This is a genomic window from Baekduia sp., assembly GCF_035685985.1.
GTDB lineage: Bacteria > Actinomycetota > Thermoleophilia > Solirubrobacterales > Solirubrobacteraceae > Baekduia.
Genome location: NZ_DASRZV010000011.1, coordinates 30,999 through 56,923, shown reverse-complemented (window position 1 = coordinate 56,923; position 25,925 = coordinate 30,999). Strand labels below are relative to the sequence as shown.

At 74.0% G+C, this 25,925-nt stretch carries 28 protein-coding genes; 8 read left to right on the top strand and 20 right to left on the bottom strand.

Annotated elements, in window-relative coordinates; translation table 11 throughout:
* Window positions 1–25 precede the first annotated feature (25 nt).
* Entirely contained in the window at window positions 26–1,063 is a 1,038-nt protein-coding gene (locus VFG42_RS04240; protein WP_324905602.1) for a mandelate racemase/muconate lactonizing enzyme family protein, read from the top strand.
* Here VFG42_RS04240 and VFG42_RS04235 read toward each other — a convergent pair.
* Window positions 1,043–2,200 (bottom strand): glycoside hydrolase family 3 N-terminal domain-containing protein, encoded by a 1,158-nt coding sequence (locus VFG42_RS04235; RefSeq protein WP_324905599.1) that lies wholly within the window; start codon window positions 2,198–2,200, stop codon window positions 1,043–1,045. The genes VFG42_RS04240 and VFG42_RS04235 overlap by 21 nt on opposite strands.
* Window positions 2,197–2,916: an alpha/beta fold hydrolase gene (locus tag VFG42_RS04230; protein WP_324905597.1), complete on the bottom strand. Its 720-nt coding sequence runs from the start codon at window positions 2,914–2,916 to the stop codon at window positions 2,197–2,199. Before VFG42_RS04230 ends, VFG42_RS04235 begins: the two co-directional genes overlap by 4 nt.
* A 16-nt stretch (window positions 2,917–2,932) precedes the next feature.
* Between VFG42_RS04230 and menD the strand changes: the two genes are divergently transcribed.
* From menD to VFG42_RS04215, 3 genes are read left to right on the top strand one after another with little or no spacing between them, the layout of a single operon-like run.
* Window positions 2,933–4,651, top strand: a complete 1,719-nt coding sequence (gene menD, locus VFG42_RS04225) for a 2-succinyl-5-enolpyruvyl-6-hydroxy-3-cyclohexene-1-carboxylic-acid synthase (protein WP_324905595.1) — start codon at window positions 2,933–2,935, stop codon at window positions 4,649–4,651.
* A gap of 34 nt (window positions 4,652–4,685) precedes the next feature.
* The gene (locus VFG42_RS04220; RefSeq protein ID WP_324905593.1) at window positions 4,686–4,859 is read left to right on the top strand and encodes a hypothetical protein; all 174 of its coding nucleotides are present in this window, start codon (window positions 4,686–4,688) and stop codon (window positions 4,857–4,859) included.
* A 38-nt stretch (window positions 4,860–4,897) separates the two neighbouring features.
* Window positions 4,898–5,251 (top strand): hypothetical protein, encoded by a 354-nt coding sequence (locus VFG42_RS04215; RefSeq protein ID WP_324905591.1) that lies wholly within the window; start codon window positions 4,898–4,900, stop codon window positions 5,249–5,251.
* On the opposite strand, the gene VFG42_RS04210 is transcribed toward VFG42_RS04215, so the two are convergent.
* The 8 genes from VFG42_RS04210 to VFG42_RS04175 all read right to left on the bottom strand — a co-directional run bounded on the left by VFG42_RS04210 (window position 5,214) and on the right by VFG42_RS04175 (window position 10,882).
* On the bottom strand, window positions 5,214–6,665 hold the full coding sequence (locus VFG42_RS04210; protein ID WP_324905589.1) for an isochorismate synthase: 1,452 nt from the start codon (window positions 6,663–6,665) through the stop codon (window positions 5,214–5,216). The two genes, VFG42_RS04215 and VFG42_RS04210, sit on opposite strands and share 38 nt — an antisense overlap.
* A gap of 70 nt (window positions 6,666–6,735) precedes the next feature.
* On the bottom strand, window positions 6,736–7,293 hold the full coding sequence (gene ilvN, locus VFG42_RS04205; protein WP_324905587.1) for an acetolactate synthase small subunit: 558 nt from the start codon (window positions 7,291–7,293) through the stop codon (window positions 6,736–6,738).
* Between the two features lie 3 nt (window positions 7,294–7,296).
* Window positions 7,297–8,973, bottom strand: a complete 1,677-nt coding sequence (ilvB, locus tag VFG42_RS04200) for a biosynthetic-type acetolactate synthase large subunit (RefSeq protein WP_324905585.1) — start codon at window positions 8,971–8,973, stop codon at window positions 7,297–7,299.
* A 111-nt stretch (window positions 8,974–9,084) separates the two neighbouring features.
* Window positions 9,085–9,366, bottom strand: a complete 282-nt coding sequence (locus tag VFG42_RS04195) for a hypothetical protein (RefSeq protein ID WP_324905583.1) — start codon at window positions 9,364–9,366, stop codon at window positions 9,085–9,087.
* Between the two features lie 41 nt (window positions 9,367–9,407).
* Window positions 9,408–9,584 (bottom strand): hypothetical protein, encoded by a 177-nt coding sequence (locus VFG42_RS04190; protein ID WP_324905581.1) that lies wholly within the window; start codon window positions 9,582–9,584, stop codon window positions 9,408–9,410.
* Window positions 9,585–9,702: 118 nt separating this feature from the next.
* On the bottom strand, window positions 9,703–9,888 hold the full coding sequence (locus VFG42_RS04185; RefSeq protein ID WP_324905579.1) for a hypothetical protein: 186 nt from the start codon (window positions 9,886–9,888) through the stop codon (window positions 9,703–9,705).
* 55 nt (window positions 9,889–9,943) lie between these two features.
* On the bottom strand, window positions 9,944–10,654 hold the full coding sequence (locus tag VFG42_RS04180; protein WP_324905577.1) for a hypothetical protein: 711 nt from the start codon (window positions 10,652–10,654) through the stop codon (window positions 9,944–9,946).
* Window positions 10,655–10,657: 3 nt separating this feature from the next.
* The gene (locus VFG42_RS04175; protein WP_324905575.1) at window positions 10,658–10,882 is read right to left on the bottom strand and encodes a hypothetical protein; all 225 of its coding nucleotides are present in this window, start codon (window positions 10,880–10,882) and stop codon (window positions 10,658–10,660) included.
* A gap of 100 nt (window positions 10,883–10,982) precedes the next feature.
* Here VFG42_RS04175 and VFG42_RS04170 point away from each other — a divergent pair, with 100 nt between their 5' ends.
* Complete coding sequence (locus VFG42_RS04170; protein WP_324905573.1) at window positions 10,983–13,901, top strand: putative bifunctional diguanylate cyclase/phosphodiesterase; 2,919 nt, start codon at window positions 10,983–10,985, stop codon at window positions 13,899–13,901.
* Here VFG42_RS04170 and gatB read toward each other — a convergent pair.
* From gatB to VFG42_RS04140, 6 genes are all read right to left on the bottom strand, one after another.
* Window positions 13,867–15,306 (bottom strand): Asp-tRNA(Asn)/Glu-tRNA(Gln) amidotransferase subunit GatB, encoded by a 1,440-nt coding sequence (gene gatB, locus VFG42_RS04165; RefSeq protein ID WP_324905571.1) that lies wholly within the window; start codon window positions 15,304–15,306, stop codon window positions 13,867–13,869. The two genes, VFG42_RS04170 and gatB, sit on opposite strands and share 35 nt — an antisense overlap.
* Window positions 15,307–15,310: 4 nt before the next feature.
* The gene (gene gatA / locus VFG42_RS04160; protein WP_324905569.1) at window positions 15,311–16,732 is read right to left on the bottom strand and encodes an Asp-tRNA(Asn)/Glu-tRNA(Gln) amidotransferase subunit GatA; all 1,422 of its coding nucleotides are present in this window, start codon (window positions 16,730–16,732) and stop codon (window positions 15,311–15,313) included.
* Window positions 16,729–17,025: an Asp-tRNA(Asn)/Glu-tRNA(Gln) amidotransferase subunit GatC gene (gene gatC, locus VFG42_RS04155; protein ID WP_324905567.1), complete on the bottom strand. Its 297-nt coding sequence runs from the start codon at window positions 17,023–17,025 to the stop codon at window positions 16,729–16,731. The genes gatA and gatC overlap by 4 nt, the downstream gene beginning before the upstream one ends.
* A gap of 67 nt (window positions 17,026–17,092) precedes the next feature.
* Complete coding sequence (locus tag VFG42_RS04150) at window positions 17,093–17,581, bottom strand: hypothetical protein (protein WP_324905565.1); 489 nt, start codon at window positions 17,579–17,581, stop codon at window positions 17,093–17,095.
* A complete protein-coding gene (gene folD / locus VFG42_RS04145; RefSeq protein WP_324905563.1) occupies window positions 17,581–18,450 on the bottom strand; it encodes a bifunctional methylenetetrahydrofolate dehydrogenase/methenyltetrahydrofolate cyclohydrolase FolD in 870 nt (289 codons plus the stop codon). Before folD ends, VFG42_RS04150 begins: the two co-directional genes overlap by 1 nt.
* Window positions 18,451–18,517: 67 nt before the next feature.
* A complete protein-coding gene (locus VFG42_RS04140; protein WP_324905561.1) occupies window positions 18,518–20,773 on the bottom strand; it encodes an ATP-dependent helicase in 2,256 nt (751 codons plus the stop codon).
* 217 nt (window positions 20,774–20,990) lie between these two features.
* Here VFG42_RS04140 and VFG42_RS04135 point away from each other — a divergent pair, with 217 nt between their 5' ends.
* Together VFG42_RS04135 and VFG42_RS04130 are read left to right on the top strand one after the other, a co-directional pair.
* The gene (locus VFG42_RS04135; RefSeq protein ID WP_324905559.1) at window positions 20,991–21,512 is read left to right on the top strand and encodes a CAP domain-containing protein; all 522 of its coding nucleotides are present in this window, start codon (window positions 20,991–20,993) and stop codon (window positions 21,510–21,512) included.
* Between the two features lie 27 nt (window positions 21,513–21,539).
* Window positions 21,540–22,445 (top strand): queuosine salvage family protein, encoded by a 906-nt coding sequence (locus tag VFG42_RS04130; protein WP_324905557.1) that lies wholly within the window; start codon window positions 21,540–21,542, stop codon window positions 22,443–22,445.
* An 80-nt stretch (window positions 22,446–22,525) separates the two neighbouring features.
* On the opposite strand, the gene epsC is transcribed toward VFG42_RS04130, so the two are convergent.
* Window positions 22,526–23,260 carry a serine O-acetyltransferase EpsC gene (gene epsC / locus VFG42_RS04125; protein WP_324905555.1) on the bottom strand — a complete coding sequence of 245 codons (735 nt, stop codon included), beginning with the start codon at window positions 23,258–23,260 and terminating at the stop codon, window positions 22,526–22,528.
* Window positions 23,261–23,286: 26 nt separating this feature from the next.
* Here epsC and VFG42_RS04120 point away from each other — a divergent pair, with 26 nt between their 5' ends.
* The gene (locus VFG42_RS04120) at window positions 23,287–23,892 is read left to right on the top strand and encodes an RBBP9/YdeN family alpha/beta hydrolase (protein WP_324905553.1); all 606 of its coding nucleotides are present in this window, start codon (window positions 23,287–23,289) and stop codon (window positions 23,890–23,892) included.
* Window positions 23,893–23,905: 13 nt separating this feature from the next.
* On the opposite strand, the gene cysK is transcribed toward VFG42_RS04120, so the two are convergent.
* The 3 genes from cysK to VFG42_RS04105 all read right to left on the bottom strand — a co-directional run bounded on the left by cysK (window position 23,906) and on the right by VFG42_RS04105 (window position 25,885).
* Window positions 23,906–24,832 (bottom strand): cysteine synthase A, encoded by a 927-nt coding sequence (cysK, locus tag VFG42_RS04115; protein WP_324905551.1) that lies wholly within the window; start codon window positions 24,830–24,832, stop codon window positions 23,906–23,908.
* Between the two features lie 67 nt (window positions 24,833–24,899).
* Window positions 24,900–25,112, bottom strand: a complete 213-nt coding sequence (locus VFG42_RS04110; RefSeq protein ID WP_324905549.1) for a hypothetical protein — start codon at window positions 25,110–25,112, stop codon at window positions 24,900–24,902.
* A 128-nt stretch (window positions 25,113–25,240) separates the two neighbouring features.
* Entirely contained in the window at window positions 25,241–25,885 is a 645-nt protein-coding gene (locus VFG42_RS04105; RefSeq protein WP_324905547.1) for a DUF1707 SHOCT-like domain-containing protein, read from the bottom strand.
* Between the last annotated feature and the right edge of the window lie 40 nt (window positions 25,886–25,925).

Genomic DNA, 25,925 nt, shown 5'->3' with positions numbered 1-25,925 from the left:
GCGACGTGACAGGCTGCCCGACTGGATGGACGTCGCGCTGCACCCGGTCACCCATCGTTTCCGCACGCCGCTGCGGACGAGCTACGGCGAGGTCCGGGAGCGCAGCGCGTACGAGCTGACGATCACGACCGCCGACGGGATCAGCGGCCGCGGCGAGGCCGCGCCGCTGGAGGCCTACGACGGCGTCCCGTTCGAGGTCGTCGGCGCGGCGCTGGCGCGCTACGCCGAGGTGCTGTCCGACGACCGCGGTCGCACCGGCCCGCAGCTGCTGGACGCCTGCCGCGAGGTCGCCGACCTGCCCCAGGCGCTGGCGGCGGTCGACCTCGCGCTCTGGGACGCGGCCGCGCGGCGCGCCGGACGACCGGTCGCCGCGCTGCTGACCGACACGGCGCTGGACGCCGTGCCCGTCAACGCGACGCTCGGCGCGACCGACCGGGCCACGGCGGCCGAGGCGGCGGCGCGGGCGGCCGAGGCGGGCTTCGCGTGCGTGAAGGTGAAGGTCGGCGTCGGCGACGACGTCGGGCGCGTGGCGGCGGTCCGGCGCGCGGTCGGCGACGAGGTCTCGGTGCGGCTGGACGCCAACGGCGCGTGGTCGGTCGACGAGGCGGTCGACGCGATCGAGGCGCTGGCCGCCGACGGGCCGCTGGAGCTGGTCGAGGAGCCGGTGTCGGGGATCGGCGCGCTGCGCGAGGTCCGTGAGCGCGTGCCGGTGCGGATCGCGATGGACGAGACCGCCAGCGAGCACGGGGCGATCGCGTCCGCCGCCGCCGACGCGGTCTGCCTGAAGGTGTCGCGCGCCGGCGGCATCAGCGCGCTGCTGGCCCAGGCCGCGCTCGTACGCGCGACCGGCGCCGAGGCCTACGTCGCCTCGACGCTCGATGGCCCGATCGGGATCGCGGCGGCGCTGCACTGCGCGGCGGCGCTGCGCGTCGAGCTGCCGTGCGGGCTGGCCACGCTGGAGCTGTTCGAGAGCGGCGGCGACGGCGGCGGCGGCGCGGACGCGAGCGGCCTGGTCGTCCGCAACGGGCGGATCGCCGTGCCGTCAGCGCCCGGGTTGTTGTAGGTCCGCGCGCCAGGCCAGGACGCGGGCGGCGCCGGACTGGAGGTCCGCGCGCTTCAGCGCGCCCTGCTCGACCGCCTTCTCCAGCCCGGCCGCGGCGCGGGCGCCGGTGGCGTAGTCCTTGGCGAAGAGCGGCAGGTCGACGCCGGCCTTGGTCGCGAAGTACGCGAGCTGCGCGGGCGAGCCGTACCTCACGACCGCCGCGGCCTGGAGGTCGTCGGTGATCGTCACGCCGCCGAACTTCAGGCGGTCGCGCAGCTCGGTCGTCGCCCAGCGGCGCGAGAACGCGGCGGGGCGCGGGTCGACGCGCGGGTAGATCGCGGTCGACAGCATCACGGCGGGCGCCTCGATGCGCTCGTAGGGCTTCAGGTCGACGGCGCGCAGCGTGGCGAGCGGGAGGTCGATGCGGGCGACGGCGTCGTCGGTGTTGACGCTCGCGGCGCCGAAGCCCGGGAAGTGCTTCAACACGGGGGCGACGCCGGCGGCCCGCAGGCCTTGCGCGAAGGCCCCGGCCTTGGCGATGACGTTGGGCGCGTCGTCGTCGTAGACGCGGCCCTCGTTGGCCAGCGCGCTGTCGGCGCGGCCGACGTCGACGACCGGCGCGAGGTCGACGTTGACGCCCGCGCCGCGCAGCAGCGCGCCCGCGGCGCGGCCGTAGGCGCGGGCGGCGGCCGGGCTCGGGGTCTGCGACGCGCCCTTGGCGGGCGGGCCGGGCAGGCGCCGGACGCTGCCGCCCTCGTGGTCGACCATCACCAGCAGCGGCGCGTCGAGGCCCGCGGGGCGCTTGATCGCCTGGAGCTTCGCGACGGTCGCCTTGACCTGGGCGGCCGAGCGGATGTTGCGGGCGAAGAGGATCACGCCGGCGGCCTCGCCGCAAGCGATGCGCTGCCGCAGGGCGAGCGGCGGCGTGAGGCCGGAGTAGGCAAAGACCATGTGTTGCCCGACGACCTGGCGGAGCGTGGGGCGATCCGGCGGCGCGGCCACCGTGCGCGTGACCGGCGCGTCCGCGGCCGGCGCCGTGCCGGTGCCGGTGCCGGTGCCGGTCGCACGCGGCGCGGCGGCGTCCTCGCCGCCCCCGCACCCGGCGGCGGCGCCGAGGAGCAGCGCGGCGGCGGCCGCGGTGGCGATCGCGCCCCTCACGCGATCAGCGCCGCCAGCTCGGCCGGCGCCTCGCGCGGGATCCCGTGGCCCGCGCCCTCGATGACGTGGACCGCGGCGTGCGGGATCCGCGGCGCGTAGCGCTCCCGCGCGAACCCCACGAACTTCTCGTCGCGCGCGCCCACGACGATCGTCACCGGCATCGTCAGCTCGCCGACGCGGTCCCAGAACGGCTCCATCGCGCCGCCGCCGATCGTCCGCAGCACCTCGGCCAGCGCGGCCGGGTCGTTGCGCGCGAGGTCGTCGGCCCAGGACCGCGCGGCCTCCGGCGGCGTGCCCGCGAAGATCGGCTGCGCCTGCCAGCGCGCGACGAACTGCTCGACGGTCATCCCCTCGACCTCGTCGGCCAGCGCGCGGTCCTCGGCGATCCGCGCGGCGCGCGCGTCCGGATCGGGGATCCCGGCGCTCGTCGCCACGAGCACCAGCCGCGTCACGCGCTCGGGCGCGGCGAGCGCGACCTTCTGGGCGATCCGCCCGCCCATCGAGTACCCGCACAGCACGAAGGAGTCCGGCGCCGCGGCCAGCACGTCGTCGACGCAGCCCTCGAAGGAGATCGGCCGCACGTGGGCCTTCGTGCCGTGCCCACGGAGGTCCGGGACGATCGGGTTGTAGCGTTCGTGATCGAGCTCGGGCAGGACAGGGTCCCAGGCACGGTGGGTCCCGCCGAAGCCATGGAGCAGCACCAGCGTCTCGGGCATCGCCTCCAACCTAACCATGAGCGAGACCCGCGACACCTACCTCCTCCTGCGCGCCTTCGCCGACGAGCTGCATCGCTGCGGCGTCGCGGGCGCGTGCACGTCCCCCGGATCGCGCTCGACGCCGCTGGTCCTGACGCTCGCGCGCGACGGCCGGATCCCGGTCACCTCGCACGTCGACGAGCGGTCGGCCGCGTTCTTCGCGCTCGGCCTCGCGCAGGCCACCGGCCGCCCGGCCGTGCTGGCGTGCACGTCGGGGACCGCGGCCGCCAACTACGTGCCCGCGGTCATCGAGGCCGCCGAGGCGGGCGTCCCGCTGATCGTGCTGACGACCGACCGCCCGCCGGAGCTGCGCGACGTCGGCGCCGGGCAGACGATCGACCAGATCAAGCTGTACGGGGACAACGTCAAGTGGTTCTTCGAGCTGGGCACGCACGAGGCGACGCCGAGGCGGCTGCGCTGGATCCGCCAGCTCGCGTGCCGCGTGCACGGCGCGGCACGCCAGGGCCGGCCGGGCGTCGTCCACGTCAACCTGCCGCTGCGCGAGCCGCTGGTGCTCGACGCGCCGCTGGAGGGCTCGCCGTCCGACGGCGGGCGCCCCGACGGCGCGCCGTGGACGGCGTTCGTCGGCGCGGCGCCGGACGACGTCGCCGCGCTGCGCGGGTGGCTGCGCGCCGCCGGCCCGCGCGGCCTGATCGTCGCGGGGCGCGACGCCGACGGTCCCGCCACCGCCGCGCTGGGCGAGCGCCTGCGCTGGCCGGTGCTCGCCGACCCACTGTCGGGCGCGCGCACCGGCGACGCCGCGATCGCCCACTACGACGCGCTGCTGCGCACGACGCTGGAGCCCGGCGCGACGCCGAGCGCGGTCCTGCGCGTCGGCGACCTCCCGACGTCCAAGCCGCTGCGCGCCTGGCTGGCCGGGCTGGGCGACGACGTCCCGCAGGCCGCGCTGACCGGCGGCGGCGACTGGCCGGACCCCGACGCGGTGATCAGCGCGGCCTTCGCCCTGGCGCCGGGCGCGCTCGCCCGGATCGGCGAGCCCGAGGCGACCGACCCCGACTGGACGGCGCGCTGGCGCGAGGCCGACGCCCGCGCCGCCGCCGCGATCGCGGCCACGATCGGCGACGACGCGCTCAACGAGCCGCGGATCGCGCGCGAGCTGGCGACCGCCGTCCCCACGGGCGCCGTCGTGGTGATCGCCGCGTCGATGCCGATCCGCGACGTCGAGACGTTCTGGCCCGTGCTCGACACGCCGCCGCGCGCGCTGGCCAACCGCGGCGCCAACGGGATCGACGGGACGATCTCCACCGCCTACGGGATCGCCGACGCCGACCGCGCGAGGCCGACGTACCTGCTGATCGGCGACGTCGCGCTGGCCCACGACGTCGGCGGGCTGCTGGCCGGGCGCCGACTCGGCGTCCCGCTGACGATCGTCTGCGTCGACAACGCCGGCGGCGGGATCTTCGACTTCCTGCCGGTCTCCACCCAGGGCGCGGAGTACGAAGAGCACGTGCTGACCCCGACGGGCCTGGACGTCGCGCGCGCCGCCGCGCTGTACGACGCCCGCTACGTCGCCGCCGAGGACCTGGCGACGCTGCGGGAAGCCCTGCAAACGCCGCCCGACGGCACCACGATCGTGCACGTCCGCACCGAGCGGGCGGCCAACGTGGCCCTCCACCGCGCGGTCTGGGAGGCGGTCTCCGCGGCCCACGACGAAAGTCTGCGCCCGGACAGGTGACGAACGTCGCAAACCGGGGTAGGGTGGCGCCAGGATGGTGTGGATCGTCGCCCTCTCGGCCGCGTGGATCGGTGCATGCGTGATGCTGCTCGCGCTCACGAGCGTCGCCGCGCGCAGCGACCGCCTCACCCCGGATCACCTGGCGCGGATGCGTCCCCGGCCGCACGCGGTCTGGCTGCCGCCCGGGGCCGATCCCGGCGAGCTCTGAGCCGGACGATCCGATCCGGTCCGTAGCCTGCGGGGTCGATGCAGATCTCGCTCCTCGGCGAACCCGCGCCGCCCACCGACGCCGGCCCGTCCTCCGGCGGCACGTCGGCCAACGGCGGCGGCCGCCTGACGTCCAAGGGCATCGCGCCCGGCGACATCATCGAGATCGACCGCAAGGGCCGGCGCTTCCACGCGCTCGTGGAGCGGATCGACCAGCGCGAGTCCGGCCGCTTCGACCTCGCCGTGCGCCCGCTCGACGGCCGCTCGACCTGGCGGACGGCGACCGTGCGCGAGGTCGTCGGAGTGTGGCGGCGCGCGAAGGGCGCGGCCGGCGCTCCGGGCGGGTCCGCCGGGGCTAGCCCGCCAGAACCGGAAGCAGCGCCTGAAGCTTGATCTCGGTCTCGGCCAGCTCGGCGGCCGGGTCGGAGTCCTGCACGACGCCGACGCCCGCGTAGAGGCGCGCGACCGGACCGCGCAGCAGCGCCGAGCGCAGGCCGACGACGAACTCGCCGTCCTCGTCGCGGTCGGTCCAGCCGATCGGGCCCGCGTACCAGCCGCGGTCGAAGCCCTCCAGCGCCGGGATCAGCGGCGCGGCGACGGCCAGCGGCTCGCCGCCGACGGCGGGCGTCGGGTGCAGGACGCCGGCCAGCTCGACCACCGACACCGGCCGCGACAGCTGCGCGCGGATCGGCGTGCCCAAGTGCTGGATGTTGGCCATCTTCACGACCTCGGGCTCCTCGTGGGCCGTGACCCAGACCGAGAAGGGCCTGAGCGCGCGAGTGATGCGGCGGGTGACGATCGCCTGCTCCTCGCGGTCCTTGGTGGAGCGCAGGAGGCGCTCGCCGAGGTGGTCGTCGACGGCCGGGTCGGCGCTGCGCCGTGTGGAGCCGGCCAGCGCCAGCGTCGCGGCGCGCTCGCCGTCGCGACGGATCAGCAGCTCCGGCGACGCCGCGACGAACGCCGCGTCCCCGCGGCCGACGCAGACCAGGTGGCAGGCCGGGAACGCCTCGCGCAGCACGCCGAGCACGGCGGCCGGGTCGTGGTCGACGGGAGCATGGACCTCAACTTCACGCGCCAGGACGATCTTGGTCAGCTCGCCGGCTGCGATCCGCTCCACCCCGCGCGCGACCGCCTGCTCGTAGTGCTCGGGCGGCATCGCCGAGACCACGCGGTAGCGGCCCGCCGGGTCGGGGTCCAGCAGCGGCATCCGCGCGCTCAGGTCCAGCGCCGCGACGCGGCGCTCGGCGCGGGCGATCAGGTCGTCGGCGGTGTCGTCGGGCGTGGCCAGGACCGTGAGCGTCAGCCGCACGTCCTCCCCGCGCCGGACGATCGCGACCTCGGGCACGTGCAGCGACGCCGCCGCGAAGCCCGCCCAGTGCGGCGACGTGCCGCCGTCGGGCGCGAACGCGAAGCCGCCGACCGCGATCGGCCCGGTGCCACGCGGCCCGTCGAGCGGGTCGCAGACGGCCTGGGACGCCAGCCGCCGCCAGCGCTTGGCGACGTCGGCGAAGCGGTCGGGCCCCGAGGACTCCAGCGCGAGCGCCGTCCCCAGCGCGGCCAGCGCGGCCCGGTCGCGATCGGGCTGCTCGAAGAGGAACCACGCGTCCGAGCGGCCGGCGGCACGCCGCGCGGCAGCGACGACCGCGCTCGGGTCCACCGCGCGCGGCAGCGCGACGGTGATCGCGGCCAGCGCCTCGCGGCGGCGCCGCGCGCGCCGCAGCGCCTCCTTGACGTGGCGCTCCAGCCGCGCGCGATCGGCGGCCGCCAGCGCGAAGCCGCCCGAGGAGGCGGTGAGGACCGACGTCATGGACTTGGAGTCTACGACGGAGGCGATCCCGCCAGAGGCCCGCGCGAAGGAGCCTCTGGCGGTTCCCCGATCAGGTCTCGGCGCGGCCGCGGGCGATCGCGATCTCGCCCGTGCGCATCATCTCGACCATGCCGAACGGGCGCAGGAGCGCCTCGAAGGACTCGATCTTGTCCGTGGTGCCCGTCACCTCGACGATGATCGAGCGACGCGTCACGTCGACGATGCGGCCGCGGAAGATGTCCGTCAACTGGAGCACCTCCGCGCGCTGCGCGCCGTCGACCGCGACCTTGAACAGCGCGAGCTCGCGCGTGACGGTCTCGTCGGGCTCGAGGTCGCGGATCTTCAGGACGTTGATGAGCTTGTGCAGCTGCTTGGTGACCTGGTCGATCGGGTGCAGCGCACCGTCGACCGTCAGCGTCACGCGGCTGATGTGCTCGTCGTCGGTCGGGCCGACGGTCAACGTGTCGATGTTGAACCCGCGCCGCGCGAACAGCCCGGCGATGCGCGTCAGCACGCCCGGCTTGTTCTCCACCAGGATGGTCAGGACGTGCTTGCGCCCCGTCCGCATCTGGCCGGCGGCCTCCAGCTCCTCCAGCGAGAGCAGCTCCTTGGTTCCCGGATCGCCCATCGCTCAGCCCACCATCTCGCGCGCGGCGGAGCCGGGAGCGATCATCGGGTACACGTTCTCCTCGCGCGTGACGCGGATGTCGACGACCACCGGGCCGTCGGTCGCGATCGCCGCGCGCAGGTCGTCGACCAGCGACTCCTTGCTCGTCAGCCGGACGCCCGTGGCCCCGTAGGCCTCGGCCAGCTTGACGAAGTCCGGCGACTGCCCCATGTCGACGTGCGAGTAGCGGTTGTCCCAGAACAGCTCCTGCCACTGGCGGACCATGCCCAGGTAGCCGTTGTTGAGGATCAGCACCTTCACCGGGATCCGGTTCTGGACGCAGGTCGCGAGCTCCTGCGAGTTCATCTGGATCGACCCGTCGCCGGTGACGCAGACGACCGTGCGGTCCGGGCAGCCGACCGCCGCGCCCATCGCGGCGGGCAGGCCGAAGCCCATCGTGCCCAACCCACCGCTGTTGATCCAGCGGCGCGGCTCCGGGAACTTGTAGTACTGCGCCGTCCACATCTGGTGCTGGCCGACGTCGGAGGTCACGACGGCCTCGCCGCCGGTCGCCTCGTAGATCGCCTGGATCGCGCGCTGCGGCTTGATCTCGGTGTCCTGCGAGTCGGCGTAGTGCAGCGGGTGGCGCTCCTGCCACCCCTGGATGCGCTGCCACCACTCCTCCAGCCGCGACGGGTCCGCGCCCACCGCCCGGTACTCGTTGACGAGCTTGCCGAGGATGTTCTTGGCGTCGCCGACGATCGGGATGTGGGCCGGCACGTTCTTGGAGATCTCGGCCGGATCGATGTCGATGTGGATGAACTTGGCCCGCGGCGCGAACTCCGACAGCTTGCCGGTGATGCGATCGTCGAAGCGGGCGCCGACCGCGCAGATCAGGTCCGCCTCGTCCATCGCGTAGTTCGCCGCGCGCAGCCCGTGCATCCCGAGCATCCCGAGGAACTGCTCGTGGTCGCCGGGGAACGCGCCGAGGCCGTTGAGCGTCGTGGTGATCGGGAAGCGATCGGAGGTCGCGAACTCGCGCAGCTCCTCCGACGCGCCCGCCAGGACGACGCCGCCGCCCGCGTAGATGACCGGGCGCCGCGCGCTCGCCAGCGCCTTGGCGGCCTGGCGGATCTGCTTGACGTTGCCCTCGGTCGTGGGCTGGTAGCCGGGCAGGTGGACGTCGGTGACCGGCTCGTACGGGATGTCGGCCTTCGACAGGTCCGTCGGGATGTCGATGACCACCGGGCCGGGCCGCCCCGTGCGGGCGACGTGGAAGGCCTCGTGGATCACGCGCGGGATCTCCAGCGGGTGCTGGATCATCCACGAGTGCTTCACCGCGGGCATCGTGATGCCCATGATGTCGGCCTCCTGGAACCCGTCGGTGCCGAGCAGGTGCGTGGCGACCTGGCCGGTGATGAACACCACCGGGACCGAGTCCATCATCGCGTCCATGATCGGCGTGACGAGGTTCGTCGCGCCCGGGCCGGACGTGCCCAGGGCGACGCCGACCTTGCCCGTGGCCTTGGCGTAGCCGGTGGCCGCGTGGCCGCCGCCCGCCTCGTGGCGCACGAGGACGTGGCGAATGCCGGCGTCCACGAACGCGTCGTACGTCGGGAGGTTCGCGCCCCCGGGATACCCGAATACGACGTCCACACCCTCTGCCTTAAGGCACTCCATCACGGCATCGACCGCTCGCATGCGCTTGACCTCCTTCCGTTCAAGACGAAGTTGTTGGTTCTGAGACGAGCACGAGCCGCCCGGCGATCGAGCGGCTCGGTAGAAGCCCGAGTCTATCGCGGAAACGCCTGCCTAGGCAGGTGCCACGGGCGGGAGGATCTCGGACTCCTCGGGGAAGTCCAGCTCGCAGCCGCAACGGGTGCAGAGCGCGTCGTGGATCTTGCAGATGTGGCCGCACGCCGGGCACAGCCGGCGCGGCTCGTCGGTCTCGTACCGATAGAGGACCGCGGCGAGCAGCCCGATGAACGGGAACGCCCCCGAGATCAGGAACCAGACGAAGAACGAGCTGCCCTTGATCCGCCCGACGATCCCGCCGGCGAGCCCGAACGAGAGCGCGATGACGACATAGACCATGGTGGCGTCGGGGAGGGCGGTGGCTGGGGCCCGGGTGTCCGCTAGAGCGTGTTGATCGCCCAGATCACGGCGATGATCGCCAACACGATCACGATCACCGTGGCCAGGCCGGCGATCAGACCGATGACGAACTTCAGGAGGATCCAGGCGGCGACCACCAGGACCACGAGGGCCAGGAGCCGCTTCAGCAAAGAGGGCTTTGCCGCTTCGTCGTTCATGGCCTACAGGCTAGCCCGCAACGTCAAGCGCCGCTCAATGGACGGGAGGGCGACGGCGACCGCGAGCGCCCCCTCAGGGCTCGCGGCCGCCGTGCGCGGTTGGTCCCTCGGTCGCGGCTCAGTCGTGGCCGTGACGGAGATGCTCGTAACGGTCGGGCCGGGTGGGCGCCGTGTCCGTCCCGTTGACGTGCAGGCGGGCGAGGCGGTAGCGGCGGATGGCCGGCGCGTCCTGGCCCGACCCCAGCCGCCCACGCTCGCCGACGAGCAGGAGCCTCGACAGCCGGGTTGAGGTGGGGGTGGTCATGGACGGGATGATGCGCTCCGGGCGCCGCCGATCCCATCGCCCGGCGGTCGGAACTTCAGGCCGGCCGGTGGTACACGCGGTCGAGCGCCGCGGCGGCCTCCAGCGCCGGACGCATCGCGCGCGGCAGCCGGCGCCGGATCCGCCAACGCGCGCCGCTGAAGGCCATGTTGGCGACGGTGGCGAAGCCGACCTCGTCGGCGCGCAGCGCCAGCAGCAGGTGGGCGGTGCGGTCGGCGGGCGGCAGCCGGGAGTCGTCGACGCGCACGCAGAAGCACGTCGCCCGCCGGCCGCGGGAGGTCAGCAGCACGGCGCCGGCCTGCCCCAGCACCCACGTGCCCAGCGCGCCGGGCTCGACCAGCAGGCCGGTCCGCGCGTAGCGGTCGCGGGCGTCGTGGCCGACGAGGTCGCCGAGCAGGCCCAGCGCGATGCGCTGCGCGTCAGGGTCCGGGTCGGGGTCCGGCGCGGCGGCGGTGGCCGCGGCGCGCGGCCTGGGCCGCAGCACGTTGGCCCCGCGCGCGGCGTAGAGCATGGGGATGACCCACGCGTGCGCGAAGCTCGCCAGGCTGACGGCGACCGCCAGCGGCTGGACGAGGAAGAGCACGACGCCCGCGACGAGGAACGGCACGACGTGCGCGGCGGTGGTGAGCGTCCACAGGCGACCGCGGCGCCGCAGCCGCCGCGCGTCCATCGGCGCGCGCCAGTGGACGGCCGCGCGCTCGGGCAGCGGCGCGACCGGCGCGACGGCCTCCTCGATCGCCGCCGCCACGGCTCAGCCGCCGCTGATCGGCAGCCGCAGGATCACCAGGTCGGCGTCCAGCGGCAGCTCCTTGACCTGCTCGGCGTGCCCGGGGCCCGTCGAGACCATCGCGAAGTAGCCGCGGTCCAGCTCCTCGCGGAACGCGGTCACCGCCGCCTCGATCGCCTCGGGGTCGCCCGCGGTCCACTCGGCCAACGTGGTGTGGCCGGTCCGGTCCATCCGCACGAGTCGCGACATCTCCACCCTCCGATCGCTGTGGTCGATCACGCCAATCGTAGACCCGCCGCTCAGGGTTGGAGTGCCAACAGCCGAATACCTCAGCTGAGGGATCCCGCCGGTGTCGTTGCCGAACATCTCGCGTCGTTCCGCAGTGGTGCCGGCCATCGCCGCGCTGCTGACGGTCATCTATCTCACCGGCCGGTTCCTTCCCGGCCTGGATCACGGCGTCCGCATGGCCTTCCGCTGGTACGGCGCGATCACGATCTACGGCGTCTCGGCCGCGATCGTCCTGGTCCGCGCGCGGGTGGTCGAGCGCGACCGCCGCATCTGGACGATCCTCGGCATCGGCATGGTCCTCTACGCGCTGGGCGTGGTGGCGTCGCTGATCTCGCCCCGCGCGGCCGACGATCCGCCGGTCCTCTCGTTCGTCTGCTGGATCGCCTTCTACGCCATGTTCTACGTGGCGCTGCTGGACATGCTGCGCGCGCGGCTGCGGCCGTTCACGCTGGCGTTCTGCCTCGACGGCGCGCTGGCCGGGCTGACGCTCGCCGCGATCTGCTCCGCGCTGGTCCCCCACGACCTCGACGCGCTCAGCCCGGGCAAGGAGGTCGCCGGGCTGGCGACGCCGTGCATGGAGCTGGTGCTGCTGAGCCTGCTGGTGTGGGCCAACGCGATGACCGGATGGCGGCACGGCGGCGCGTGGCGGTGGCTGGCGGCCGGGATGGCGCTGGCGGCCGTCGCCGAGGTCTCCACCGACATCAGCGTCGCGCGCGACGCCTTCGACCAGCTCGCGCCGTTCAACGCGCTCTTCGCCCCCGCGCTGCTGTGCTTCGCGATCGCCGCGTGGCGGCCCGCCCCGCGCCCGCGCGCGATGCGCACCGACCCGATCTCGGTCCTGGCGCTGCCGGCGGCCGGCCTCGTCGGCGTCATCGGCATCCTCGTCTTCGGCGACGTCGACGACCTGCTCACCGGCGGGCTGGCGATCGGCGCGCTGGCGATCGCCGCCACGCGCGCCGGCCTCACCGTGCGCGACCTCTCCCGCCTGCACGAGGCGCGCCGCTTCGCGCGCGGCTTCGACGAGGCCGCGATCGGCATGGCGTTCGTCTCGCCGCGCGACCTGACGTGGACCCGCGTCAACCAGACGCTCGCCGACATGCTCGGGCGCACGCCGGAGGACCTGGTCGGGCGCTTCATCGGCGAGGTCACCCATCCCGACGACCGCGACCGGGCGGTGCCGGTGTGGGACGCCTTCCGCGACGGCGGCTCGCCGGCGCCCTACGTGCGGCGCGCGGTCAAGGCCGACGGGACCGTGATCGACCTGATGATCAGCGTCGCGCTGATCGAGGCCGACGACGGCTCGCCGCTGCTGTTCAGCCAGCACCAGGACGTCACCGAGGCGCGCCGTGCCGCGCGCCACAACGAGGCGCTGGCCGAGCTGAGCCGCGTCGCGCTGGAGCTGCGCGACGCCGACGCGCTGGTCGAGCGCATGACCGCGCTGCTGAGCGAGCGGACCCCGGCCGACGAGGTCGCGCTGGTGGCGGACGCCGTGACGGCCGGCGACGACCGCACGCTGGCGGTCGGGCTCGGGCACGGGACGCTCGTGGCCCGCCGCGACGCCGCGCGCCCGCCGTTCGCCGTCGAGCACGCGCGCTTCCTGGAGGCGGCGGCCAACGTGATCGGCACGGCGCTGGACCGCGCGCGGGTCGAGGACGAGCTGCGCACGCAGGCGCTCGAGGACCCGCTGACCGGCCTGGCCAACCGCTCCTACCTGGCCGCGCACGTCGAGCAGGCGATCGCGGCGGCCGACCGCGGCGAGGGCGGGCTGGCGCTGGTCCTGCTGGACCTCGACCGCTTCAAGGTCGTCAACGACACGCTCGGCCACGGCGCGGGCGACGAGATGCTGTGCGCGGTCGCCGACCGGCTGCGGTCCGCGATCCGCCGCGGCGACGTCGCCGCGCGGCTGGGCGGCGACGAGTTCGTGGTGGTGTGCGCGGGCGCGAGCGCGGCGCCGCACGAGGTCGCGGCGCTGGCGTCGCGGATCCTGGAGGCGGTGAGCGCCCCCTACGTGGTCGACGACCGCGAGCTGCACATCGGCGCCTCGGCCGGCCTGGTCTTCGCCGAGGGCCGCGAGGCGTCCGCCGAGTCGCTGCTGCGCGACGCCGACCTGGCGATGTACCGCGCCAAGGAGGCGGGCGGCGCGGGCTACGAGGTCTTCGACGCCGGGCTGCGCGCGGCGGTCGTGCGGCGCTTGGCGACCGAGGAGCAGCTGCGCCACGCGCTGGAGCGCGACGAGCTGCGGCTGCACCTGCAGCCGGTCGTCGACCTGCACCGCGACGAGCTGGCGGGCTTCGAGGCGCTGGTGCGCTGGGAGCACCCCGAGCGCGGGTTGATCGCGCCGTCGGAGTTCGTGGACGTCGCCGAGGAGACCGGCCTGATCGTCGGCATCGGCGGCTGGGTGCTGGGCGAGGCGACGCGACAGCTCGCGCTGCTGCAGACGACGGCCGGGCGCCCGCTGCGGATGAGCGTGAACCTCAGCGCGCGCCAGCTGCGGCCGGCGCTGGTCGACGAGGTGCGCGCGGCGCTGCGGAGCGCCGGGGTGCGGGCGCGGTCCCTGACGCTGGAGGTGACCGAGACGCTGCTGGTCGACGGCCCGGGCGCGGTCGAGGTCCTGAACGCCTTGCGCGCCCTGGGGGTCACGATCGCGATCGACGACTTCGGGACCGGCTGGTCGTCGCTGGGCGCGCTGCAGCGCTATCCGGTAGACGTCCTGAAGCTCGACCGCTCCCTGGTGGGGCCCGCGGCGTCGTCGGCCCCGGCCGCGGCGTTGGCGCGCGCGGTCGTGGAGATGGCGCAGGCCCTCGGGCTGGACGTCGTCGCCGAGGGCATCGAGGACGACGAGCAGCTCGCGGCCATGCGGGCGCTGGGCTGCCCGCACGGCCAGGGGTTCGTCTTCGCGCGACCGATGCCGGCCGAGGAGGCGCTGGCGCTGGTGGCCGAAGGCCCTACAGCCCGAGCTGCTCGCGCACCAGCCGCGTGACTTCCTTGCCGTCCGCGCGGCCCTTGGTCTCCTTCATCACGTAGCCGACGATCACGCCGACCGGCTTCATGTCGCCGCCGCGCAGCTTCTCGGCGACGTCCGGGTTGGCGGCGAGCGCCGCCTCCACGATCGGCCCGAGCGAGTCCGCGCCGCCGACCGCGCCGAGGCCTTCGGCCTCGACGATCGCCGCCGGGTCGCCGCCGTCGGCCACGAGCTTGTCGAGCACCTGGCGGGCGCCGGCTCCGGTGACCTCCTTGGCGCCGACCATCGACACCAACTTGGCCAGCGCGCCCGGCGCGACCTTCGAGTCCTTCGGGTCGACGTCGGCGCCGATGCGCGCCACCAGCTCGTTGGCGATCCAGTTGGCCAGCGGCTGCGGCTCGACGCCACCGTTCCCGGCGTAGGCGGCCTCGAAGTAGTCCCCCAGCTCGCTGCGGAACGCCAGCAGGTGCGCGGACTCCTCGCTGAGCCCGTGCTCGCGCTCCAGGCGCTCGGCGCGGGCCAGCGGCAGCTCGGGCAGCGCGGCGCGCGCGCGGTCGAGCATCTCGGTGGTGATCCCCACCGGCGTCAGGTCCGGCTCGGGGAAGTAGCGGTAGTCGTGCGCCTCCTCCTTGGAGCGCAGCGACGTGATCTGCTCGGTCCGCGGGTCGAAGTGCAGCGTCTCCTGCTCGACCCGGCCGCCGCCCTGGACGATCGCGGTCTGGCGCGCGACCTCGGCGCGGATGCCGCGCTCGATGAACCGGAACGAGTTCATGTTCTTCAGCTCGGTCTTGGTCCCGAACTCGGCCTGGCCGACCGGTCGGATGGAGATGTTGGCGTCGCAGCGCAGCGAGCCCTCCTCCATGTTGACGTCGCTGACGCCCAGCGCGCGCAGCGTCGTGCGCAGCATCCGCAGCCACTCGGCGGCAGCGGTCGCGTCGCGCAGGTCCGGCTCGGTGACGATCTCGGCCAGCGGCGTGCCGCCGCGGTTGAAGTCGACGATCGAGGCGTCGGACGCGTGCAGGCGACCCGAAGCCCCCACGTGCACCAACTTGGCCGCGTCCTCCTCCAGGTGCACGCGATGGATGCGCACGTCGCCGAGCTGCCCGCCGAGGCACAGCGGCTCGTCGAACTGGGAGATCTGGTACCCCTTCGGCAGGTCGGGGTAGTAGTAGTTCTTGCGGTGGAAGATCGAGCGGTCGGCGAGCTTGGAGCCCAGCGCCATCCCGATCATCAGCCCGTAGTGGACGGCCTCGGCGTTGGCGACCGGCAGCGCGCCGGGCAGGCCGAGGCACACCGGGCAGGTGCGCGTGTTCGGCGGCTCGCCGAAGCTCAGCCCGCAGCCGCAGAACATCTTGGTCACCGTCTTGAGCTGGACGTGGATCTCCAGGCCGATGACGGTCTCGTACTGCGTGGTCTCGCTCACTGGCTCAGATCCTCCCCGGCGTGGCGTCGAAGCCGATCGCCTGCTCGAGCGCGTAGGCGGCGCTCAGGACGCGGTTCTCGCTGAACGCCGGCCCGGCGATCTGCAGGCCGGTCGGCAGGCCCTCGCTGAGCCCGTTCGGGATCGAGATCGCGGGCAGGCCCGCCAGCGAGATCGGCACGGTGAACAGGTCCTCCAGGTACATCGACAACGGGTCGTCGCTCTTGGCGCCCAGCTCCCAGGCGACCGACGGCGCCGTCGGCGTGACGATCAGGTCGACCGACGCGAACGCGTTCCGGTAGTCGTCGGCGATCTTCGTGCGGACGCGCTGCGCCTTGCCGTAGTAGGCGTCGTAGTAGCCCGACGACAGCGCGTAGGTCCCCAACATGATCCGGCGCTTGACCTCGTCGCCGAAGCCGTCGTGGCGCGTCCGGGTGTACATCGAGACCAGGTCGTCGGCCTCGACGCGCTGGCCGTAGCGGACGCCGTCGAAGCGCGCGAGGTTCGACGAGGCCTCGGCGGGCGCGATCACGTAGTAGGCGCTGATGCCGTAGCTGTTGTGCGGCAGCGCGACGCGCTCGATCTTCGCGCCGAGGCTCTCGGCGAGCTTCAGCGACGCCTCGAACTGGGCGTAGACGCCGGGCTCGATGCCCTCGCCGGTCAGCTCCTCGGGCACGCCGAGCGTGATCCCGTCGAGACGGTCGCCGGTCGGCAGCGCGATCGCCTCGGGGTGCTGCAGCGACGTCGAGTCCATCGGGTCGCGGCCCGTCATGTAGGAGTACAGCAGCGCGGCGTCGGTGACGTCGCGCGTCAGCGGGCCGGCCTGGTCCAGCGACGAGGCGAAGGCGATCATCCCGTAGCGCGAGACGCTGCCGTAGGTGGGCTTCAGGCCGACGATGCCGGTCAGCGCGGCGGGCTGGCGGACCGAGCCGCCGGTGTCGGTGCCCAGCGCCCACGGCGCGCTGCCCGCGGCGACCGCGGCCGCGCTGCCGCCCGACGAGCCGCCCGGGACGCGCGTCGTGTCCCACGGGTTCAGCGCCGGGCCGAAGCCGGAGTTCTCGTTCGACGAGCCCATCGCGAACTCGTCCTGGTTGGTCTTGGCCAGCAGCGGCGCGCCGGCGGCGTGCAGCTGGGCGACGACCGAGGCGGTGTAGGGCGGCAGGTAGCCCTCGAGGATGCGCGAGCCCGACTGCGACGGGACGCCCTCGGTGCAGAACAGGTCCTTGACGGCCAGCGGGACGCCGCCGAGCGGCAGCGCGCCCTGGGCGCTGTCGTACTCCGGCGTCTCGTCGGCGACCCAGGTGTAGGCGTTGAGCGGGTCGGCCGCGGCCTTGGCGCGGTAGGCCTGAAACAGCTCGCGCGGGTCGAGGTCGCCGGTGGCGGCGGCGTCGACGGCCTGCTTGGCGGTCAGCGCGGTGAGGTCGCTCACGACTCGCCCCCCGCCTGCGGGCTCGGGACCAGGAAGCCGTCGTCCTGCACGGCCGGCGCCTGCGCCAGCGCGACCTCGCGCGGCAGGCACGGCGTGGCGACGTCGGGCCGCAGCGCGTTCTCCACCTCCACGACGTGGCTGGTCGGGGCGACGCCGTCCAGGTCGAGCTCCCCGATCTTCTCGATGTGGCCGAGGACGGACGACAGCTCCGTGGCCATCCTCCCGACCTCGTCGTCGGACAGCTCCAGCCTCGACAGCCGGGCGACGTGCAGTACCTGCTCGCGGTCGATCATGCGACTGGCGATTCTAGGCGGCGCGGCCGTATCGCCGCGCGCGGCGCGCCGGCGGCGGCGCCCGGCATCACGTCCCGGGGACCGAGCGCGCCGGCGGCGGCGTGTAGGCGCGGGCCTCGGCGGAGTCGGTGCGCTCGTCGCGGATCGAGAGGAACGCGCCGAGCGGGACGAGCGCGGCGGCGACGAGGCCGAGGTAGCCGGCGAGCGTCACGTCGACGAACGCGTCGGGGCCCGGCTGCGCGATCGTCACGCGGACGAGCAGCACGAGGAAGATCAGGCTGCCGAGGATCCAGGTCAGCACCGCGGCGCCGACCGGCCAGGCCGGCGACGCGCGCTTGACCGTCATGTAGGACAACGCGAGGCCGCCGAAGATCGCGATCGCGACCAGCAGGTCCATGAGCCAGCCGAGCGACGACCAGCCGGTGAGCGACCCGGCGAGCAGGACGACGTGCCGCCCGTCCGCGGCCGACAGCGAGAACCAGTCGAAGAACATCAGCACCAACAACGCGACGGCGCCCGCGCCCGCCACCCACTCGCCCACGCGCATGCGGCTCATCACGCCGGCGCCCCCGCCCCGCGCTCGGCCAGCTCGGCGGCCGTCAGCGTGTTGCGCAACAACATGGCGATGGTCATCGGGCCGACGCCGCCGGGCACCGGGGTGATCGCGCTCGCGACCTCGCGCACGGTGTCGAAGTCGACGTCGCCGTGCAGGCCGTCCTCGCCGCGGTTGATCCCGACGTCGATCACGACCGCCCCTGGCTTGACCCAGTCGGCCTTGACCATGCGGTCGCGGCCCACCGCCGCCACGAGCACGTCGGCCTCGCGGCAGACCGCGGGTAGGTCGGCGGTGCGCGAATGCGCGATCGTCACGGTCGCGTTGGCGGCCAGCAGCAGCTGGGCCATCGGCTTGCCGAAGAGGTTGGAGCGGCCGATGACGACCGCGTGCTTGCCGGTCAGGTCGACGCCGGCTTCGGCCAGCAGCCGCATGCAGCCCTCCGGCGTGCACGGGCGCAGGCCCTCGCGGCCCAGCGCCAGGTAGCCGGCGCTCAGCGGCGTCAGGCCGTCGACGTCCTTGCGCGCGTCGATCAGGCCGGTGAGATGGACGCCGTCCAGGTGGTCGGGGACCGGGAGCTGGCAGAGGATGCCCGAGACGCTCTCGTCGGCGTTGAGCTGCTCGATGACCGCCTCGACCTCGTCCTGGGACGCGGTGGCGGGCAGCTCGTGGTGGAAGGACTCGATGCCGACCTCGCCGGCGGTGCGCCGCTTGTTGGCGACGTAGACCGCGGACGCCGGGTCGTCGCCGACCAGGATCGTCGCCAGCCCGGGCCTGCGGCCGGTGCGCGCCGTGAACGCCTCGACGTCCCGGGCCACCTCCTCCCGGACCTTCGCCGCGATCGCCTTGCCGTCGATGATCTCCGCGCTCACGTGACGAGAAGCTACCGCTTCTCCAGCGGCCGCACCGCTCGACGCCACAACGGTGGCCACGCCACCGTCATCGCTTCTCGAGCGGCGCGTACTCGGCCATGAGCTTGCGCTCGGAGCCGTCGCGCGAGAAGCGGATGGTGACGACGCCGCCGGGCTCGGTGCTGGTGACCACGCCCTCGCCGAAGGCGGCGTGCAGGACGTCGTCGCCGACGCGGAAGCCGGGCGAGGAGGCGGAGGACCCGCCGCCACCGGCGCCGCCCGCGCGCATCGAGTCCCAGCCCGCCATGCCGCGCGGGCGGATGCCTTGGCGTGCCGCGGCGCCGCCGGCCGCCGCCGCGGCCCACGTCCCCGCGGTGGTGGCTCTCTCGCGGTCCACCAGGTCCCCCGGGATCTCGTTCAGGAACCGGCTCGGCAGCCCGTACGCGCGCGACCCGAACACGTTGCGCTGCCGCGCGTGCGTCAGCGTCAGCGCCCGCATCGCGCGCGTCATGCCGACGTAGCAGAGCCGCCGCTCCTCCTCGAGCGTCCCCTCGTCCAGCGACCGCGAGTGCGGGAAGACGCCCTCCTCCATCCCGATCATGAACACGATCGGGTACTCCAGGCCCTTGGCGTTGTGCAAGGTCATCAACGTGACCATGCCGCTCTCCTCGCGGTCCAGGTTGTCCGTGTCGGAGCGCAGCGCGGTCTGCTGCAGGAAGACGTCGAGCCGGTCCTCGGCCTGCGGGTTGGCGGCGTCGAACTCGTGGGCGACCTCGACGAGCTGCTCGAGGTTCTCGATCCGGCCCTGGGCCTCGATCGTGCGCTCGGCGGCCAGCGCGTCCAGGTAGCCGGACTCGTGCAGGACGGCCTCCAGCAGATCGCCCATCGGCACCCGCTGCTCGACGCGCTCGCGCAGGCCCTTCATGACGTCCATGAAGCGGCCGATCGAGCGGATCGCCGCCGTGCCCAGGCCCGGCACGCCCTCGGGGTCCAGCGCGGCGTCCCAGGTCGAGATCCCCATCGTCTCGGCGTGGGCGAGCACGCGCGACAGCGACGTCTGCCCGATCCCGCGCTTGGGCGAGTTGGCGATCCGCGTGAACGAGATCGCGTCCATCGGGTTGGCCAGCAGCGTCAGGTAGGCCAGCGCGTCCTTGATCTCGGAGCGCTCGTAGAACTTCGTGCCGCCGATGATCTGGAACGGGACCTCGGCGCGCGTCAGCTGGTCCTGGAGCACGCGCGACTGCGCGTTGGTCCGGTACAGGACGGCGATCTCGGCCAGCGAGACGCCCTCGTCGCGCAGCCGCTGGACCTCGCCGAGCACGTAGCGGCCCTCGGCGTGCTCGTCCTCCAGCTCGCGGACGACGACCGGGTCGCCGGCGCCCTGGTCGGTCCAGAGCGTCTTCTCCATCTGGTCGCGGTTGTGGCGGATGACCGCGTTGGAGGCGTCGAGGATCGTCTGCGTGGAGCGGTAGTTCTGCTCCAACTTGATCACGTGCGCGTCCGGGAAGTCATCCTGGAAGTCCAGGATGTTGCGGATGTCCGCGCCGCGGAAGGAGTAGACCGACTGCGCGTCGTCGCCGACCACCGCGAGGTTGCGGTGCTCGCCGGCGATCAGCTGCAGCAGGCGGTACTGCGCGTGGTTGGTGTCCTGGTACTCGTCGACGAGCACGTGGCGGAAGGACGCCTGGTACTGGCGGCGGACCTCCGGGAACAGCTCCAGGACGTTGACCATGCGGAACAGCAGGTCGTCGAAGTCCATGGCGTTCATCCGGACCAGCTCGGTCTCGTACAGCTTGTAGGCGTCGCTCACCGTGCGCTCGTAGTGCGACCCCACCATCTCGGCGTAGTCGTCGGCGGAGCGCAGCTTGTTCTTGGCGTCGGAGATCTGGTGGGCGACCGCGTTGGGCGTGAAGCGCTTGGGGTCGGCGTCGAGCTGGTCGAGGCAGCGCTTGACCAGGCGGCGGGCGTCGGACGCGTCGTAGATCGTGAACTGGCGCGTGTAGCCGAGCTTCTCGGCCTGCTGGCGCAGCATCCGCGCGCAGGCGCTGTGGAACGTCATCACCCACATCGCGCGGGTCGAGTGCCCCAACAACAACCCGACGCGCTCGCGCATCTCGGCGGCGGCCTTGTTGGTGAACGTGATCGCCAGGATCTCCCCCGCGCGGGCGCGCTGGGTGTGGACGAGGTAGGCGATCCGGTGCGTCAGCACGCGCGTCTTGCCCGAGCCGGCGCCCGCGAGGATCAGCAGCGGCCCGTCGGCGGCCATGACGGCCTCGCGCTGCGGGCCGTTGAGGCCTTCGAGGAGATCGGCGACGCGCTGGTCGGCGGGGGCTTCGGACGGCACCCCTCCAGGATAGGCACGGTCCCGGCGGCCCTCGCGCGGCAGGATCTGCACAGGTTGGGCGGGGCGAGGCCGCGCAGTTCTCATCCCACCGGCCCGATGTGCGACGACGTGCGGCAGAACCCCGCCTGTGCGGGGGACTTCTGACGGCGCGGCCGTCGCGCGTGCGCGCGGCCGTGGACACATCTGGACGCCACGTGTGGCAGCGCAAGCCCTACTCTTGTGCGCGGCGGCCGCCGCCTCCTCATCCCCGGCGGCGGCCGCCACCCCGACGCGCTGCGCGCACGCCGCCGCGACGCCCGCGCACCTATCGTCGACCGCCGCGGCGCGCACGCTGCGATGCCTGATCGACGGCGTCCGGCGCAAGCACGGGCTGCGGCCCGTGCGGTCCAACGCGCGCCTGGCGCTGGCCGCCCGGCGCCACGCGCGGGACATGGTCGCCCACGACTTCTTCGCCCACGTCTCGCCCGGCGGCGCGACCGTCGAGACGCGCGTCAAGCGCGCCGGCTACCTGGGCGGCGTGCGCGAGTGGTGGCTGGGCGAGGCGCTGGCCTGGGGCCAGGCGGGCGCGGGCGCGCCGCGGGCGATCCTGCGCGGGCTGCTGGACTCGCCGCCGCACCGGGCGATCCTGCTGGACCCGGCGTTCCGGGACGTCGGCGTCGGCGTCGCCAAGGGCGCGCCGCGGGGCGGCGGGCACGGCGCGCTGACCGTGACGCTGGACTTCGGGCGGACGCGGCGCTGACGCGTCTGGGTAACGTGGCGGTCCGCCGTGGGCCGCCTGACCGACCACATCCGCGCCTCGTGCGCCGCGATCGCCGCCGAGGCCCGGTCGGTGCGGATCGACCACGAGCGCCTGGAGTCGTTCGCCCCGCCCGGAGGCCGCGTCGAGGATCCCGGGCTGGACGCGACGCGCCACTACCTGGAGGGCGCGCCCGAGGACGTCGCGCTCTACACGCTGGCGCTCGACACCATCAACTTCGGCAGCGGCTGGTTCCCGACGCTCACCAAGCGCGTGGATCCGGCGTCCGGCCGCACCGTGTCGGGGTACTTCACGGTCGCGTGGAACCTCGCCGACCACTTCCGCGTCGCGGGCCCGTGGGACGCGGCGGCGCTGCGCGGGATGCGCACCGAGGAGCTGGCGGAGGTCCTCGGCCAGCCCGCCGACCACGAGCTGATGAGCCTCTACGCGCAGGCGCTGCGCGAGCTGGGGCGCTTCCTCGGGACGCGCGCGACGCTCGACGTGGTCGCCGAGGCGGGCGGGTCGGCCGAGGGCTTGGCCATCATGTTGGCCTCGTCGCTGGCCTTCTACGACGACCGCGGGTTCTACAAGCGCGCGCAGATCGTGGGCAATGACCTTGCCTTGGCCGGCGTCGCGAGCTTCCGCGACCTCGACGCGCTGACGATCTTCGCCGACAACCTGGTCCCCCACGTGCTGCGCTGCGACGGCATCCTGGTCTACGACGACGCGCTCGCGGCGACGATCGACGCCGAGCGACTGCTGCCCGCGGGACGCGAGGAGCGCGAGATCCGCGCCTGCGCGGTCCACGCCTGCGAGCGGCTGAGCGCGCGGCTCGGCGTCCCGGCCCGCGTGCTCGACATGTGGCTGTGGACGCGCGGCCAGGCGCCGGAGGTCAAGGCCCGCCCGCGCCACCGCACGCGCACGGTCTACTACTAGCCGCCGGCGAGCCCGGCGATGCGGGTCACTGCGAACGTCGAGGAGACGCTCGGAGTGACCCGGATCGTGGGCCGGGCCTATCAGCCGCCCGCGGGGTTGCGGCCGCGCACCGGGCGCAGCCGCCGCACCTGCGCGGGCGGCTCCTCGCCGTTGAGCGCGGCGACGCGGCCCTCGAGGTCGTTGATGCGGCCGCTCAGCTCGCGGATCGCGTCGGCGACCGGGTCGGGCAGGTGGATCCAGTCGGCGTCCGGGCCCTCGGGGCGCTTGCCGTCGACGCGGACGACGTGGCCGGGGTTGCCGACGACCGTCGAGTTCGGCGGCACGTCGGTGATGACCACCGAGTTGGCGCCGACCTTGGCGCCGTGGCCGACCTCGATCGGGCCCAGCAGCTTGGCGCCGGAGCCGACCGTGACGTTGTCGCCGACCGTCGGGTGGCGCTTGCCGGTCGCGAAGCCGGTGCCGCCGAGCGTGACGCCCTGGTAGAAGGTGACGTTGTCGCCGACGTCGGCGGTCTCGCCGATCACGACGCCCATGCCGTGGTCGATGAACAGCCCGTCGCCGATGTTGGCGGCCGGGTGGATCTCGATGCCGGTGACCATCCGCGACACGTAGGCGATGGCCCGCGGCGCGACCGGCACGCTGAGGTCGTGCAACGCGTGCGCGACGCGGTGCGCGAGCACGGCCTGCACGCCGGGCCACGCGAACAGGATCTCCGTCGAGGAGACGCCGCGCGCCGCCGGATCGCGTTCGTGCGCGGCCGCGATGTCGGTGCGCAGCTCGCGGGTGACGCGGCGGATCGTGCCGAGGCCGAGCATGGTCGGATCGGTACGGTACTAGCCCCATGCCCGCCCTTAGAACCCTGATCTTGCACGGTTGGCAGGGGTCCGGACCGGATCACTGGCAGACCTGGCTGGCGGGGCGGCTCCAGGCGGCGGGCGCGCACGTGCATTACCCGGACCTGCCGGAGTGCGACGTGCCCTGCCCGGACCGCTGGGGCGCGGCGCTGCACCGCGAGCTGCGGGCGCTGGCGCGCGGCGAGGGCGAGCGCGTCGTCATCTGCCACTCGCTGGGCTGCGTGCTGTGGCTGCGCGAGGCCGCGAGCGTGTCGGAGCGGCTGCGCGTGGACCGCGTGGCCCTGGTCGCGCCGCCCTGCCCGGGCGCGAAGGTCCCCGAGCTGGCGCGCTTCTACCCGACCGGCGCCGACAAGGCCGCAATCGACGCCGCGAGCAAGCACACCAGGTTGGTCTGCTCCGACGACGACCCCTACTGCCCGGGCCGCGGCGCGGCCCAGCACTGGGGCGGGCCGCTGGAGTGCGAGATCGACCTCCTGCCCGGCGCGGGCCACCTCAACGTCGAGGCCGGCTACGGGGCGTGGCCCGAGATGGAGGCCTGGGCGCTGGGCGAGGCCGAGTCGCTGCGCCCGGCCACGGCGCCCGCGGGCGTCTAGGCGTAGGCCTCGGCTACTGCGGCGCGAAGAACGGCGCGCTGATGTAGCGCTCGCCCGAGTCGGGCAGGATCGTCACGATGCGCTTGCCCCGGTTCTCGGGGCGCTTGCCGACCTCGATCGCGCCCCACAGCGCGGCGCCGCAGGAGATGCCGGCCAGGATGCCCTCGCGGGCGGCGCAGAGGTGGGCGGTCTCGATCGCGTCCTCGTCGCCGACCGGGATGACCTCGTCGATGACGTCGCGGTCCAGGACGGCCGGGACGAAGCCGGCGCCGATGCCCTGGATGCGGTGCGGGCCGGGGGCGCGGCCGGACAGCACCGCCGAGGAGGCGGGCTCGACCGCGATCACCTGGGCCTTGGGGTTGACCGACTTGATGGCCTCGCCCACGCCGGTGATCGTGCCGCCGGTGCCGACGCCCGCGACGAAGATGTCCACCTGGTCCTCGAGCGCGGCGAGGATCTCCGGGCCGGTCCCGATCCGGTGGGCCTCGGGGTTGGCGGGGTTGGAGAACTGGTCGGGCAGGAACGCGTCGCCGCCGGCGGCGGCGTCGCGGGCGGCGTTGACGGCCTCGTCCATCCCGCCCATCGACTCGACGATCTCGACGCGCGCGCCGTAGAGCTTCAACAACGCCTCGCGCTCGCGGGACATGCCCTGCGGCAGGAAGATCGCCAGCTCGTAGCCCTTGGCCGCGCAGACGAACGCGAGCGCGATGCCGGTGTTGCCCGACGTCGCCTCGACGATCGTCGTCGCACCCGGCTCGATCCGGCCCTCGGCCTCGGCGGCCGCGATCATCGCGATGCCGATGCGGTCCTTGACCGAGCCGCCCGGGTTGGACGCCTCGAGCTTGCCGTACAGCTCGACGCCCTCGGGCTCCAGGCGCGTGAGGCGCACCATCGGGGTGTTGCCGATGTGCTCGGCGATGTTCTCGGGGATTCGGCCCATTCCCGACCGACATTAGCGGGCGGGTGGGATGCGTCCGGGCGAGGCCGCGGCCCGCGACTCGGCGCGGCTACGACGCGGGCGTCGCCGCGCCGCCCGATCCGGGCAGGTCGCGGTGCAGCTTCGTGAAGCGCTTGGCGGCCTGGCGCGTCGCGCGATCCTCGGCCGATCGGGACGTTCCGGCGCGGGGCGAGCGGGCGCGGAGCGCGTCCGCCTGCATCTCCCGCATGGCGCGGGCGTAGCGGCGGATGAGGTCGACTTGCGCGGGTCCGTGATCGCTCATGGGTTTGACCAACCTGGACGAACCGTAGCGCCGGCTCCGCGCTCCGTCTACGCCATTTGTGCCAATTCGAACGAATTGGGACGCCGTGTCCAGGTTGTTCGGCCGGACGGTCCGGACCGGGGCCCGGCTCAGCGCTCGTCGTGCTCCGAGCGGCGCTGCTCGCGGCGGAGGCGCTTGCGCTCGCGCCGCTCCGCGCGCGTCAGCCGCCGCCCGCGCTTGACGTCGCTGCCGCCCATCAGCGAGAAGACCTTCAGGTGCAGGACCGGCCCGCCGGGCGCTGGCGGACGGTCGCCGAGGTGGACGTCGTTGCCGCCCATGAACGCGAACTCGCTGACGCGGACGTCGAGCCCCTCCGGCACGCGCACGGTGGCGCCGCCCATGATCGAGATGACGTGGATGGTCGTCTCGTACGCGCTCAGCTCGACGTCGTTGAGGTCGAGGTCGCTGCCGCCCATGACGTTCAGGCTCGTCATCCGCTCGCCGACGCGCCAGTGGCCGCGCTGGTCGCGGCCGCTCATGATCGAGATCAGCCAGCGGCGGCCGCCGTCGCCGGGACGGACCGGGAGCGCGGGCGCCGCGGCCGTGTGCACGGTCTGCGGCAGGTCGGCGGTCAGCCGCGCCAGATCGCCGTGCGTGCGCGCGGCGAAGGCGGCGTCGACGCGCTCGTCGAGCTCGTCGACCGTGATCCGCCCCTCCCCCGCCGCGTGGCGCAGCACCTCGGCGACGCGGTCGCGATCGGCATCGGAGGCGCGCACGTCGGGGCTCTCGGCCATGGCCCCCGACCCTACCGGCGTTGTACGTATTGTCCCCGGG